General features: G+C 72.7%; 11 protein-coding genes. 9 read left to right on the forward strand and 2 right to left on the reverse strand.

All coding sequences use genetic code 11. The features are described from left to right. Positions 1 to 36 precede the first annotated feature (36 nt). Entirely contained in the window at positions 37 to 1,977 is a 1,941-nt protein-coding gene (locus LTT61_RS21705; protein ID WP_233015902.1) for an AMP-binding protein, read from the reverse strand. A 350-nt stretch (positions 1,978 to 2,327) separates the two neighbouring features. On the opposite strand from LTT61_RS21705, the gene LTT61_RS32675 reads away from it, so the two are divergent. The 6 genes from LTT61_RS32675 to LTT61_RS21735 all read left to right on the forward strand — a co-directional run bounded on the left by LTT61_RS32675 (position 2,328) and on the right by LTT61_RS21735 (position 10,475). Further along, complete coding sequence (locus LTT61_RS32675; protein WP_269821777.1) at positions 2,328 to 6,671, forward strand: ATP-binding protein; 4,344 nt, start codon at positions 2,328 to 2,330, stop codon at positions 6,669 to 6,671. Beyond that, complete coding sequence (locus tag LTT61_RS21715; protein WP_011207200.1) at positions 6,668 to 7,081, forward strand: roadblock/LC7 domain-containing protein; 414 nt, start codon at positions 6,668 to 6,670, stop codon at positions 7,079 to 7,081. The genes LTT61_RS32675 and LTT61_RS21715 overlap by 4 nt, the downstream gene beginning before the upstream one ends. Positions 7,082 to 7,088: 7 nt before the next feature. After that, on the forward strand, positions 7,089 to 7,463 hold the full coding sequence (locus LTT61_RS21720; RefSeq protein ID WP_067647090.1) for a DUF742 domain-containing protein: 375 nt from the start codon (positions 7,089 to 7,091) through the stop codon (positions 7,461 to 7,463). Beyond that, positions 7,444 to 8,046, forward strand: a complete 603-nt coding sequence (locus LTT61_RS21725; RefSeq protein ID WP_269821778.1) for a GTP-binding protein — start codon at positions 7,444 to 7,446, stop codon at positions 8,044 to 8,046. Before LTT61_RS21720 ends, LTT61_RS21725 begins: the two co-directional genes overlap by 20 nt. A gap of 10 nt (positions 8,047 to 8,056) precedes the next feature. Beyond that, complete coding sequence (locus tag LTT61_RS21730; RefSeq protein ID WP_233015903.1) at positions 8,057 to 9,559, forward strand: acetyl-CoA carboxylase carboxyltransferase subunit alpha/beta; 1,503 nt, start codon at positions 8,057 to 8,059, stop codon at positions 9,557 to 9,559. Positions 9,560 to 9,620: 61 nt separating this feature from the next. After that, positions 9,621 to 10,475: an aldo/keto reductase gene (locus tag LTT61_RS21735; protein WP_233015904.1), complete on the forward strand. Its 855-nt coding sequence runs from the start codon at positions 9,621 to 9,623 to the stop codon at positions 10,473 to 10,475. 21 nt (positions 10,476 to 10,496) lie between these two features. Here LTT61_RS21735 and LTT61_RS21740 read toward each other — a convergent pair whose 3' ends face one another. Further along, a complete protein-coding gene (locus tag LTT61_RS21740; protein WP_233015905.1) occupies positions 10,497 to 11,582 on the reverse strand; it encodes an NAD(P)-binding domain-containing protein in 1,086 nt (361 codons plus the stop codon). A 117-nt stretch (positions 11,583 to 11,699) separates the two neighbouring features. Here LTT61_RS21740 and LTT61_RS21745 point away from each other — a divergent pair, with 117 nt between their 5' ends. From LTT61_RS21745 to LTT61_RS21755, 3 genes are read left to right on the forward strand one after another with little or no spacing between them, the layout of a single operon-like run. Then, a complete protein-coding gene (locus tag LTT61_RS21745; RefSeq protein ID WP_233015906.1) occupies positions 11,700 to 12,428 on the forward strand; it encodes an enoyl-CoA hydratase in 729 nt (242 codons plus the stop codon). Further along, a complete protein-coding gene (locus LTT61_RS21750) occupies positions 12,428 to 13,585 on the forward strand; it encodes an MBL fold metallo-hydrolase (protein WP_233015907.1) in 1,158 nt (385 codons plus the stop codon). The genes LTT61_RS21745 and LTT61_RS21750 overlap by 1 nt, the downstream gene beginning before the upstream one ends. Further along, positions 13,582 to 13,794, forward strand: a complete 213-nt coding sequence (locus LTT61_RS21755) for an antitoxin (RefSeq protein ID WP_233015908.1) — start codon at positions 13,582 to 13,584, stop codon at positions 13,792 to 13,794. The genes LTT61_RS21750 and LTT61_RS21755 overlap by 4 nt, the downstream gene beginning before the upstream one ends. Positions 13,795 to 13,802 lie beyond the last annotated feature (8 nt).

A 13,802-nucleotide genomic window follows, 5' to 3' on the forward strand; every position in this document is an offset into this window, starting at 1 on the left:
ACTGTGAGGACGAAAAGTCGCGAGATCGTAAAGTAGTCAGCCGCCCGCGGGCCGGGTGAGCCGCACCCGGTCCTCGAACGCGGTGAGCACCGCCGGGTCCTCGATGGTGGCAGGCACCTCCACGTCCTCGCCCGCGGTGATCTGCCGGATCGTGCGCCGCAGGATCTTCCCGGACCTGGTCTTGGGCAGCGCCGTCACCACGACCACGTCGTGCAGCGCCGCGATCGCCCCGATCTGCTCGCGCACCCGCGCGATCAGCTCGGCCCGCAGCTCCTCCGGCGCCACCTCGACCCCGGCCTTGAGCACCACGTAGGCCAGCGGCCGGTGCCCCTTGAGCTCGTCCGGCACCCCGACCACCGCGCACTCCGCGACCGCCGCGTGCCCGGCCACCGCGGCCTCGATGCTGCCCGCGGAGAGCCGGTGCCCGGCCATGTTGATGACGTCGTCGCTGCGGCCGAGCACGAACAGGTAGCCGTCCTCGTCGAAGTAGCCGGAGTCGCCGGTCAGGTAGTGGCCGGGGAAGGCGGCGGTGTAGCTGCGGTCGAAGCGCTCGTCGTCGTTCCAGAGCCCGGTCAGCGTGCCGGGGGGCAGCGGGAGGCCGATGACGATATTGCCCTCGGTACCCGCGGCGACCGGGTTGCCCTCGGCGTCGAGCACCCGGATCCGGAAGCCGGGCACCGGGACGCTGGCCGACCCCGGCTTGATCGGCAGCTGCTGTAGCCCGAGCGGGTTGGCGCAGATCGGCCACCCGGTCTCGGTCTGCCACCAGTGGTCGACCACCGGGCACTCCGGGTGCTCGGCGAGCAGCACGTCGGCGGCCCACTCGTAGGTGGCCGGGTCGAGCCGCTCCCCGGCGCAGAAGAGCGCGCGCAGCCCGGAGAGGTCGGCGCGGTGCGCCAGCGCGGCCTCCGGGTCGGCGCGGCGGATGGCGCGCAGCGCGGTCGGCGCGGTGAACAGCACCCGCACGTTCTGCTCCTGCGCGATCCGCCAGAACACCCCGGCGTCCGGTGTGCCGACCGGCTTGCCCTCGTACATCAGTGTGGTCGCGCCGACCAGCAGCGGGGCATACACGATATAGGAGTGGCCGACGACCCAGCCCACATCCGAGGCCGCCCACATGACCTGCCCCGGGCCGACGTCATAGATATTGCGCATGGACCAGGCGAGCGCGACGGCGTGCCCGCCGTTGTCGCGCACCACGCCCTTCGGCTTGCCGGTGGTGCCCGAGGTGTAGAGGACATAGAGCGGGTCGCTCGCCGCGACCGGCACCGGCTCGGCGGCGGGCGCGTCGCGCACCGTCTCCGCCCAGTCCAGCCAGCGCCCGCCCTGGTCCGCGAAATCCCGGGCCGGCCCCCACTGCGGCCGCTGCTTGACGATCACGGTGGCCGCCGACCCGGCCAGCTCCAGCGCCCGCTCGACGATCGGCAGGTAGTCGATGTTGCGGCCAGGCTCCAGCCCGCCGGAGGCGGTGAGGATCAGCACCGGCTCGGCGTCGGAGATCCGGGCCGCCAGTTCCGGCGCCGCGAAGCCGCCGAACACCACCGAGTGCACCGCGCCGATCCGGGCGCAGGCGAGCATGGCGACCACGGCCTCCGGGATCATCGGCAGATAGATCACGACACGATCGCCCGCCCGCACGCCGAGCCCGGCCATGGCGCCCGCGAAGCGCGCCACCCGGTCGAGCAGCTCGGTGAAGGTGAGCGTGGTGGTGACCAGCTCGCCGGGTTTGGTCATCGAGGAGACGTGGATCAAGGCGGGTAGATCGCCGCGGCCGGCCGCGATGTGCCGGTCGAGAGCGTTCACCGAGGTGTTCATCGTGGCGTCCGGGAACCACTCGGCCACCGGCCGGTGCGCGGGCTCGACGATCTTGCCGGGCGGGACCACCCACTCGACGTGCTCGGCGGCCGCCGCCCAGAACTCCGCGGGATCCACCAGGCTGGTCTGGTAGACCGGCCGATATTCGTGTTCGGTGCTCACCGGTGCTCCCTCGTTCGCCAGTCCTGCGATGTCTACTCGGTGACCTTCCGCTCGGCTGCACCCGCCTCGATAGATCAGCACGATTGTGGCAGACTTCACGCGACGCCCGGACGGGTGCCGCGACCTCCGGTTTTGCCAGAAACAGGCGATACCGAGCCGGTACCTGTAGACGGCGTCACCCGAGACGTTATTGATCCGTTAGAATCCGATGTCACTTGTTTGGGCCGTCGCAGACGCAAATTCTCGGCCAGCCGCACCTCTGGGCCAGCTCCACTTGTCGAGCCAAGCACGCGATTGTGGAAGTTCGCTGATGGTGCGTGGCGGAGGCCAGTTTGGAAAGTGAGTGGGAGATGCGTGACGCCGCTAGGTCCGGCAAGAAGCGCTGGGCGCTCGGCAACTGGGACCTGCGCTGGAAGGTCACGGCCGTGCTCGCCGTGCCGCTCGCGGTCGCGGTCGGCCTCGGCGTTTCGAGGATCACCTCGGAGTTCACGGAGGCCAACCGGCTCGCCCAGGTGGCCGAGAACGTCACCGCGATTCCGGCCGTCACCGGCCTGAGCGCGAACGTCGCGACCGTCGTCGGTTCCCAGATGGTGTCGCTGATGCCCGGCTCGTCGGTGGTCACCGACCAGAACCTGACCGACCTGGACAAGGCGATCGGCGAGGCCGAGGGCGCCGCGGGCCGCCTGGACGGCGTCACCGGCGCCCGCGCGGCGCTGGACAGCATGATCAACGACGCCAAGGCCGTGCAGACCCAGGGCAAGTCCCCGACGCTGCAGTACTCGGACGGCCTCGGCGTCATCGACCGGGTCCGCAACAACAGCATCCGGATCGTGGAATCGGCCGTCGGCCAGGTCAGCGACCCCGGGGTGGACCAGGCCAAGCTGCGGCTCGTCGACTCGCTGAACACCCGCGCCACCCTGGTCTCCGAGCTGGCGGGCTTCGCCGAGGTGCTGCGCGACCGGGACGCGGGCGTGCAGTCCTTCCTCACCGGCGCCGCCGCCGAGCGGCAGCTGCTGAACGTGCTCGCCAACCGCTTCCCCGCGGGCGACACCTCCATCGCCGACCTGCGCGCGGGCATCGACACCCGCACCGAGCTGCTCACCGGCCCCGCCGCGACCGCGGGCCAGCTGCCCATCGGCGAGCTGAAGAACTCGCTCACCGGCAGCCTCGACGTCTACGAGCGGGTGGTCGCGCGGGCGACCCGCGACATCGACACCGCGATGAACTCGCTGGCCTCGACGGCCAACCGGGACGCCTTCACCTACACCGCCGTCGTGATCGCGACCATCCTCGCCGCGCTGCTGCTCGCCGTCTTCGTCGCGCGCTCGATGATCGTGCCGCTGCACCGGCTGCGGCTGGCCGCGCTGCGGGTCGCCGAGAGCGACCTGCCGCACGAGGTCGCCCAGCTGCGCACCGGCGCCGCCCCCGAGGACGTGCCGCTGGAGCCGATGCCGATCCGCAGCTCCGAGGAGATCGGCCAGCTGGCCCGCGCGGTCGACGACATCCACGGCCAGGCGCTGCGCCTCGCGAGCGACCAGGCGCAGATGCGCTCCCAGGTCAACGACATGTTCGAGACCCTGGCGCGGCGCTCCAAGTCGCTCGTCGACCATCAGCTCAGCCTGATCGAGGCGATGGAGTACGACGAGAAGGACCCGCGGCTGCTGGAGAACCTCTTCCGGCTCGACCACCTCGCCGCCCGCATGCGCCGCAACGGCGACAACCTGCTCATCCTGGCCGGCACCAAGCAGCGCAGGGCCAAGTCGGCCCCGGTCGAGATCGCCGACGTGCTGCGCGCCGCCATCTCCGAGGTGGAGGACTACGAGCGGGTCAAGCTCGGCGCCACCCCGCGCGGCTCGCTCAAGGAGCCGGCCGCCTCCGACCTCGCGCACCTCTTCGCCGAGCTGCTGGACAACGCGCTGCGCGCCTCCCCGCCGGAGACCGACGTCAAGTTCACCTTCGCGCAGGCGCACGACCAGGGGCTGCTGATCGAGGTCGCGGACCGCGGCATCGGCATGCCGCCGCCGGAGATGGCCGAGATCAACCGCAGGCTGGAGAAGACCGCCGAGCCGGGGCCGGACACCGCGCGGCACATGGGCCTCTTCGTGGTCGGCAGGCTGGCCGAGCGGCACGGCCTCACCGTGCGGCTGCGCCCCACCTTCGACACCGCGCGCGACCCGGGCGTCACCGTGACCGTGCACGTCCCGGTCGGGCTGATCGTCTCCGGCCAGGCCGGTGTGCCCAAGGCCGCGCCTGCCGTGCCGTCGCCCGGCCAGCCGCAGCGCCCGCAGCAGGCCGCCCCCGCGGCGCCTGCTCCGGCCGCGCCGATGCAGACCCGTTCCATCCAGCGGACAACGGGCGGAAACGTCATGGTGACCGTCGACCCCGGGGTCAGCGGACCGATCTCCGCCGGCACCGGCGCACCGCCCGCCGCGGCGGGTGCGGGCGGCGGGCTGCCGCAGCGGCAGCCGGGCAATGCCATGGCCTCGGCGAGCGGGCAGCCGGGCGGGGCGAGCCTGCGCTCCTCCTCCGAAGCGGCGCAGGCCGCACAGGCCGCACAGGCGGCGGGGTCGGGGAACACCCCGCAGCTGGGCAAGCTGGCGGCGGCGAACCTGCCGAAGCGCACGGTCGGCGGAGCGGTGCCGCCGCGTCAGCCGGGTACTCCGCAGCCGGCGCCCGGCGGTACGCCGCCGCGCGCGCCAGGGCAGAACGGAACCGGCGGGCTGCCGCAGCGGCAGCCGGGCGCGAACGGTGCGCCCGGGGCCGCCGGTGGCGGGCTGCCGCAGCGGCAGCCGGGGGCCAACGGTGCTCCCGCCGGGGAGCGGCCGGGTGATTCGGCGCCGCCCTCCGGGCCGGTGAACCTGGCGGGTGCGCCCGCCGAGCCGCGGACCGAACGTCCCGGTGGGCTGCCACAGCGGCAGCCGGGTGCCTCGGGCGCGCCGCGGCCGGCGCCGGGGATCTCGCATCCTGGCACCGGAGCCATTCCACAGCGCCGTCCCGGCGCCGAGCCGCCGCGCGAGCCCGCCTCCGGGCTGCCGCCGCGGGAGCCGCGGGAGACGCCGCTGCCCTCGCGTGAGGTGCCGCTGGCGTCGCGGGAGACCGGGTTGCCGCAGCGGCAGTCCGGTGCCGATCGCGGTGCGCCGCCGCAGCGGGACGGGCTCGCCGGGCGCGAGACCGGGCTTCCGCAGCGCGGTGAGCAGGGATCCCGCGAGGGTGGGCTGCCGCAGCGTGGTGCGCCCGGGCTGCCCCAGCGGGGCGAGAGCGGGGTGCCCGGCCGTGAGGGTGGGCTGCCGCAGCGGGACGGTCTCGTCGGCCGGGACACCGGCCTTCCGCAGCGCGGGGAGAACGGTCTGCCGTCCCGCGACGGCGGGTTGCCGCAGCGTGGGGAGAACGGCTTGCCCCAGCGGGGTGAGAACGGTCTGCCCCAGCGCGATGGCGGTCTGCCCCAGCGTGGGGAGAGCGGCCTTCCGCAGCGGGGCGACGGCGGTCTCCCGCAGCGCGACGCTGGTCTTCCGCAGCGCGGCGAGAGCGGGTTGCCCCAGCGGGGCGAGAACGGTCTCCCGCAGCGCGGGGAGAACGGTCTGCCTCAGCGAGGCGAGAACGGCCTGCCTCAGCGAGGCGAGAACGGCCTGCCTCAGCGAGGCGAGAACGGCCTGCCGCAGCGCGATGGGGGACTCCCGCAGCGTGGCGACAACAACCTCCCGCAGCGCGGCGAGAGTGGTCTTCCGCAGCGCGGGGAGAACGGCCTCCCGCAGCGGGGCGACAACAGCCTCCCGCAGCGCGACGGCGGACTCCCGCAGCGTGGCGACAACAGCCTTCCGCTGCGCGGGGAGAGCGGTCTTCCGCAGCGCGACGGTGGTCTTCCGCAGCGTGGGGAGAACGGCCTGCCCCAGCGGGGCGAGAACGGTCTCCCGCAGCGCGACGGTGGTCTCCCGCAGCGGGGCGACAACAGCCTGTCGCAGCGCGACGGTGGTCTCCCCCAACGGGGCGAGAACGGTCTCCCCCAACGGGGTGACAACAGCCTGTCGCAGCGCGGCGAGGCGGGACACCCGCAGCGCGGGGAGAACGGCCTGCCCGGCCTGCCCCAGCGGGGCGAGAACGGCCTGCCGACCCGGCAGCCGGGCACGCAGACCCCGCCCGGCCTCCCGCGCCGTAACCCCGGAGCCATGGTGGCCCCGCACGAGCCCCCACCGCCGAGCGTCGCGCTCCCGCGCCGCGCCCCGGCCGGGCCCACCTCCGGCGCCCAGCCGGAGGTCGGCGCGGAGACCGGGCGGCACAGCAGGGCCAACCCGCAGCGCACCGCCTCGTTCTTCCAGAGCAGGCTGCAGCCCGCCCCCGAGGGCGGCGTCGCGGCAGGCGGTTCGCCGATCTTCGCCGAGATGATGTCGGCGTGGCTCTCCGACCCCGACCCGGACCGGTCCGAGGTCGCCGCCGCGTTCGAATCGCCCGGCGACGAGGGCTGGCTCGCTGCCCGCAGGGCCAGCGAGGCCCAGGCCGAGAACCGCACCGCCGCGGGGCTGCCGCAACGCAATCCGGGTGTCCGGCTCGTTCCGGGCGCCGTGAGCGGCCAGGCCAACCGGACCCCGCCGCGCGATCCCGAAACGATCAGGTCCAGCTTGAGTCGTCACCAGCAGGGCGTCCGGGATGGCCGCGCCATGAGAGCAATGAACCTAACCGGAGATAAAGGAGACCTATGAACCCCGATCTAGGTGGTACGAACCGTCAGCTCGATTGGCTGGTTTCGAACTTCGCCAACGAGGTTCCCGGCGTTGCCCACGCAGTCCTTGTCTCCGCCGACGGCCTACTCATGGCCGCGAGTGCGCAACTGCCCGTCGACCGGGCAGAACAGCTCTCCGCGGTCACAGCGGGCCTGGCCAGTCTCTCGGTCGGTGTGTCGAATCTGTTCGAAGGCGGTACGGTACTGCAATCCGTCGTCGAGATGGAGCATGGCTACCTCCTGCTGATGGCTGTGGGCGACGGGTCGTACCTCGCGGTACTGACCAACACGTCCTGCGACATCGGCCAGGTCGGATACGAAATGGCCTTGTTGGTGGAGCGTGTGGGCCAGACGGTGCAGGCCACCCCACGCGTCACGATGGGTTCCTGATGGTGGGATGGACATAGACGATCACCGCATGGGAGGCGCCGAGCCCAGTCTCGTTCGCCCGTACTCGCTGACCGCGGGCCGCACGAGGCCTGCGGTCGAGTTGGCGTTGGAGGCGCTCGTCGCCTCCCATCCGGTCGCCCTGGAGCGGCAGTTCGAACTGTCCAACATCGAAACGTCCATCGTGGAGTTGTGCAGAGAATCGCCGTCCGTCGCCGAGGTCGCGGCGCGGCTCGGGATACCGATCGGCGTGGCCCGGGTCCTCGTGGCAGACCTCATCGAAGCGGGCCATGTCCGCGTCTCGGCGACTTTGAAAGACGATTCCAGCGACGATGAGCGTCGCGAGCTGATCGAAAGGGTTCTCAGTGGACTCCGGCGTATTTGATTCGACGGCGCAGGTCGACACCCGCACCAGCAAGCCGACGTCGGCGAAGATCGTCGTGGCGGGGGGTTTCGGCGTCGGCAAGACCACCATGGTCGGCGCCGTCTCCGAGATCGTCCCGCTCCGTACCGAGGCGCTGGTGACCAATGCCAGCACCGGAATCGACAATCTGACCGGCATCCCGATGAAGTCCACCACCACCGTGGCCATGGACTTCGGCCGGATCAGCCTCGCCGACGACCTGGTCCTCTACCTGTTCGGCACGCCGGGGCAGTACCGCTTCTGGTTCATGTGGGACGACCTGATCCGCGGCGCCATCGGCGCCGTCGTCCTGGTCGACACCCGCAGGCTGGAGGACAGCTTCGCCGCGGTCGACTACTTCGAGGCGCGCAACCTGCCGTTCCTGGTGGCGCTGAACGAGTTCGACGACTCGCCGCGGTACCCGCTGGAGGACATCCGGCAGGCGCTCGCGGTCCCCGCCGACGTGCCGATCATGTCGATCGACGCGCGGCGGCGGGAGCCGGCCAAGCAGGCGCTGGTCTCGCTCACCGAGTACGCGCTGCGCAAGGTGATGCAGGGCTACTGAGCGCGGCCGCGTGGGCACGTCCGCACGAGAACTCATCGATCGGCTGCTCGACCCGGGTACCTTCGCGAGCTGGGACCGGCCACCCGTGCCGGTGGCCGAATCGCGCTCGTACCGAACGGAACTGGCGAAGGCCGCCGCGGCAGCGGGCACCGACGAGTCGGTGCTCACCGGTGAAGGGCTGCTGCGCGGCCGCCGGGTCGCGGTGATCGCGTGCGAGTTCGGCTTCCTGGCCGGCTCGATCGGGGTCGCCGCGGCGGAGCGGATCACGGCGGCGATCGAGCGCGCCACCGCGCTCGGGCTGCCCCTCGTCGCCTCGCCGACCTCGGGCGGCACCCGGATGCAGGAGGGCACCGTCGCCTTCGTGCAGATGGTGAAGATCGCCGGTGCGGTGGCCGCGCACAAGGCTGCCGGTCACCCCTACCTGGTCTACCTGCGCAATCCGACCATGGGCGGGGTCTTCGCGTCCTGGGGCTCGCTGGGGCACATGACCTTCGCCGAGCCGGGCGCGCTGATCGGCTTCCTCGGGCCGCGGGTCTACGAGGCGCTCTACGGAGAGCCGTTCCCGGACGGCGTGCAGACGGCGGAGAACCTCTACCGCCGCGGCGTGATCGACGGGGTCGTCGGGCTCACCGTCTTCCGGCGGATCGCCTACCGCGCGCTGAGCGTGCTCAGCGGGGCCGTCGTCCCGGACCCTGCCACCGGCAGGGCCGACCGGTTCGTCCCCACGCTCGGTGCGGCCGAAAGTACCGCTCCGGCCTGGGAATCGGTCCTCATCTCGCGCAAGCCGGACCGGCCCGGGCTGCGCGACCTGCTGCGCCACGTCACGCACCGGGTGCCGCTGAGCGGCACCGGGCAGGGTGAGCACGACCGCACCGTCGTGCACGCGCTCGCCCGCTTCCGCGGCCGCCCGTGCATCGTCTTCGGCCACGACCGGGCCGGTCACGGCACCGATGCGATGGGGCCGGCCGCGCTGCGCGAGGCGCGCCGCAGCATGGCTCTCGCGCGCGAGCTGAAGCTCCCGCTGGTACTGGTCATCGACACCGCGGGGGCGGCGCTCTCGAAGGAGGCCGAGGAACGGGGCCTCGCCCCGGAGATCGCCCGCTGCATCGCCGACCTCGTCACCCTGCCGACCCCGACCCTCTCGGTGCTGCTCGGCCAGGGCGCGGGCGGCGGCGCGCTGGCCCTGCTCCCCGCCGACCGGGTGCTCGCCGCCACGCACGCCTGGCTCGCCCCGCTGCCGCCGGAGGGGGCGAGCGCGATCGTGCACCGGGACACCGGGCGCGCACCCGAGCTGGCCGCCGCGCAGCGCATCGGCGCCGCCGAGCTGCTCGCCGACGGCGTGGTCGACCGGATCGTGCCCGAGCTGCCGGACGCCGCCGCCGAGCCGGTGGCCTTCGCCCGCCGGACCGTCGCGGTGATCGCGGACGAGCTGGCCGGGCTCGCCGCCGGGCCGGGCGGCGACCGCGCGCCCGCCAGGTATCGCCGCTACCGGAGGCTCGGATTGCCCGGCTAGGTGGGCCAACACACCGAAACCGTCGTTGACGCCGCTCCCAACTCTTCCTACGGTCGGTTGTGTGACTTTCCGAAGCGATAAGAGCGCCGTACCGACGATCGTCCTGCCCGACGGGAACGTGATCCCGCAACTCGGCTTCGGAGTGTTCCAGGTGCCGGCCGACGAGGCGGCGAGCGTCGTCACCAAGGCGCTCGAGGTGGGTTACCGCAGCATCGACACCGCCGCCATCTACGGCAACGAGGAGGGCACCGGCCGGGCCATCCGCGAGTCCGGACTGCCCCGCGACGAGGTCTACGTGACCACCAAGCTGTGGAATTCCGAGCAGGGGTACGACTCCACGCTGCGCGCCTTCGACGAGAGCCTGAAGCGGCTCGGCCTGGACTACCTCGACCTCTACCTGGTGCACTGGCCGGTGCCGAAGGCCGACCGCTACGTCGACACCTTCAAGGCATTCCAGGCGCTCAAGGCCGACGGCCGGGTCCGCTCGATCGGCGTCTCCAACTTCACCCCCGCCCACCTGGAGCGGATCATCGCCGAGACCGGCGAGATCCCCGCCGTCAACCAGGTCGAGCTGCACCCGCGCTTCATCCAGGCGCCGCTGCGCTCGTTCCACCAGTCGCACGCCATCGCCACCGAGGCGTGGAGCCCGCTCGGCCAGGGGCAGGTGCTGGACGACCCGGTGATCGCCTCGATCGCGAAGCAGGTCGAGCGCACCCCGGCCCAGGTCGTCATCCGCTGGCACCTGCAGCTCGGCAATATCGTGATCCCCAAGTCGGTGACGCCGGAGCGCATCGAGTCCAACTTCGACGTCTTCGGCTTCGAGCTCACCGACGAGCAGGTCGAGGCGATCAGCGGCCTGAACGCCGACGCCCGCATCGGCGGCGACCCGGAGACGCTGACCGCCGGGCTGGACTGACGCCACGGCGAGCCGGGTCGATCAGCCCTTCCGGCCGATGCCCAGGTATTCGCTGAGTTCGGCGGCGGCCGCCCGCCCGGCCCGGTTCGCCCCGACCGTGCTCGCCGAGGGCCCGTAGCCGATCAGGTGGATGCGCGGGTCGGCGGCGACCCGGGTGGCCAGCCGGCCGTCCATGGTGATGCCGCCGCCCGGCCCGCGCAGCCGCAGCGGGGCGAGGTGGTCGATGGCGCTGCGGAAGCCGGTGGCCCAGAGGATCACGTCGGCGCGCTGGGCGCGGCCGTCGGCCCAGCGCACGCCGTCCGGCTCGATGGCGCTGAACATGGGGTTCCAGTCGAGCACGCCGCGGGCGCGGGCGGCGCGCAGCCGGTAGTCCAGCGGCAGGCCGGTCACCGAGACGACGGAGCCGGGCGGCAGGCCGCGGCGCACCCGATCCTCCACCCTGGCGACGGCGGCGCGGCCGTCCGCCGGGGTGAACGGGGTCTCCCGGAAACGCGGGGCGGTGCGGGAGACCCAGGTGGTCGTGGCGACCGTCGAGATCTCGTCCAGCAGCTGCACCGCGGAGATGCCCGCGCCGACCACGACCACGTGCTGCCCGGCGAACTCGCCCGGCGTGCGGTAGTCGTGCGTGTGCAGCTGCCTGCCGCGGAAGGTCGCGGCGCCGGGGTAGTGCGGGATGAACGGGTGCTCCCAGGTGCCGGTGGCGTTCATCAGCCCGCGCACCCGCAGCGTGCCGGCGGTATCGGTCTCCACGGCCAGTTCGGGCGCGCGGTCGCAGACCACCGAGACCGTGACCGGGCGGCACACCCGCAGGTCGAAGCGCTGCTCGTAGCGCTCGTAGTAGCGGGGCACAGCGGTGGCGGCCGGCACGCTGTCGGAGCCGGGCGGTAGGGTCTCGGCGAACTCCATGCCCGGCAGGTCGTGCACCCGGTTCACGGTGCTCAGGGTGAGCGTCGGCCAGCGGAACTGCCAGGCGCCGCCGGGGCCGGGCGCGTGGTCGACGACGAGGAAGTCGTGCTCCGGGCGCAGGCCGCGGCGGCGCAGGTGGTACGCCGCGGAGAGCCCGGCCTGGCCGGCGCCGAGCACCAGGATGTCGTAGTCGGTCGGCACGGCAGCGATGCTATCCGCCGCCGCGGCGTGATCCGGCTCGCGTGCCGGGGTGGCCGGTGATTGCTGTGGCAGAGTTGGAACTGCAGAGAGTGGTCGGTATTCAGCCGGGGAGGACGCATGCTCGGAGTCAACCGCGACGGTGACGTCGTCGGTATCGAACTACAGCGCGAGGATCGCCGGAACGCGCTCAACACCGAACTGGTGATCGCGCTGCGCGAGGCGGTGCTCGCCGCGGTCGCCGACGACGCGCGCGCCATCGTCATCTCCGGGCGCGGCAAGGTCTTCAGCGCGGGCGCCGACCTCTCCGGCATCTACTCGGAGAACTTCCTGGACGAGCTGCTCGCGATGCTGCACACCATCGAGGCCGCGCCGGTGCCGGTGATCAGCGCCATCCACGGCGCCGCGTACGGCGCCGCGGTGCAGCTGGCGGTCGCCTCCGACCTGCGGGTGGTCGACCCCGATGCCTACATCGCGATCCCGGCGGCCCGGCTCGGCGTCAGCGTCGACCGGTGGACCGCGCACCGGCTGGCCTCGCTGATCGGCGGCGGCCCGGCCCGCACCGTGCTGCTCGGCGCCGAGCAGATCTCCGCCGCCGACGCCTACACCTTCGGCTTCGCCAACAAGATCGGCACCGTCGCCGACGCGCACACCTGGGCGAAGTCCATCGCCGCGCTCGCGCCGCTCTCGCTCCGGCACCTCAAGCTGGTGCTCAACGACGACGGGACGAGGCAGCCGGAGAACGCGCAGCAGCGCGCCGCGCTGGCCGCCGCGTGGAGCAGCGAGGATGCCGCCGAGGCCCGACTGGCGCGCGAGCAGAAGCGCGCCCCGAGATTCGAGGGACGCTGATGAAGATCCGTACCGCCGCCGCCCTCGGGCTGACCACCGCCGGGCTGACCTGGCTCGTCCGCGCCGCCTGGGGGCTGCCATCGGCGCTCGGCGCCGGGGCCACCGCCATCCAGCCCATCGCCACCGGCGCGATCGGCTACCGCGACCGCCGCTTCCACAACACCGAGCCGAGCTCGGCCATCGACCCGCAGGACAGCGGCTCGCTGCTGGTCTCGGCGTTCTCCAGCCGGGCGGCCGGGCGCCCGCGCGGCCGGGTTCCGCTGGTCGAGCCGGAGCTGCCGCGCGACGCCGCCGAGCTCGCCGTCACCTGGTTCGGGCACGCGACCGCGCTGGTCGAGGTGGACGGCTACCGGGTCCTCGCCGACCCGGTGTGGAGCAACCGGGTGTCGCCGTCCGAGCTGGTCGGCCCGGCCCGGCTGCATCCGGTGCCCGGCGCGCTGGACGCGCTGCCCGCGCTGGACGCGGTGCTCATCTCGCACGATCACTACGACCACCTGGACAAGGCGACCGTGCTCGGCCTGGTCCGCACCCAGGTCGCGCCGTTCGTCGTCCCGCTCGGGATCGGCGCGCACCTGCGGCGCTGGGGCGTGCCGGAGCACCGGATCGTCGAGCTGGACTGGGGTGGCTCGGTCACGCTGCCCGGTGCGGCAGGCGGCCTCACCCTGACCTGCACCGAGGCCAGGCACTTCTCCGGCCGCGGGCTGGTGCGCAACACCACGCTGTGGGCGTCCTGGTCGATCGTCGGGCCGTCCCGCCGGGTCTACTTCGGCGGCGACACCGGCTACACCGCGGCCTTCGCGCAGGCGGGCGCGGCCACCGGCCCGTTCGACCTCACCCTGCTCCCGGTCGGCGCATACGACGTGCGCTGGCGGGACATCCACATGAATCCGGAGGAGGCCGTGCACGCGCACGCCGACCTCAACCGCGGCGACGCCGGGCACGGGCTGCTGGTGCCGATCCACTGGGCCACCTTCAACCTGGCGTTCCACCCGTGGTCCGAGCCGGTTCGCCGGTTGATTGCCGCGGCCGAGCAGGCGGGAACGCCGATCGCGATCCCGCGCCCGGGGCAGCGGCTGGATCTCGCAAGCCCGGCGGTGGTGGATTCATGGTGGGAGAATGTGGATAAATCAGGCACCCGACCGGAGGAACAGCGATGAGTTTCGCAGACAATCTCAAGGGCCTCGTCAGCAAGGGTAAAGACGCGGCGGCCAAGAACTCCGACAAGATCAACCAGGCCGTCGACAAGGCGGGTGACTTCGTCGACAACAAGACCAAGGGCAAGTACCGCAGCCAGATCGTCAAGGGCAAGGAGGCCGCCAAGAAGGTGGTCCCGCCGCAGCAGCCGCCCGGCGGCCCGCGGCCCTGACCTCCGTC

It is taken from the genome of Nocardia asteroides (assembly GCF_021183625.1).
GTDB lineage: Bacteria > Actinomycetota > Actinomycetes > Mycobacteriales > Mycobacteriaceae > Nocardia > Nocardia asteroides_A.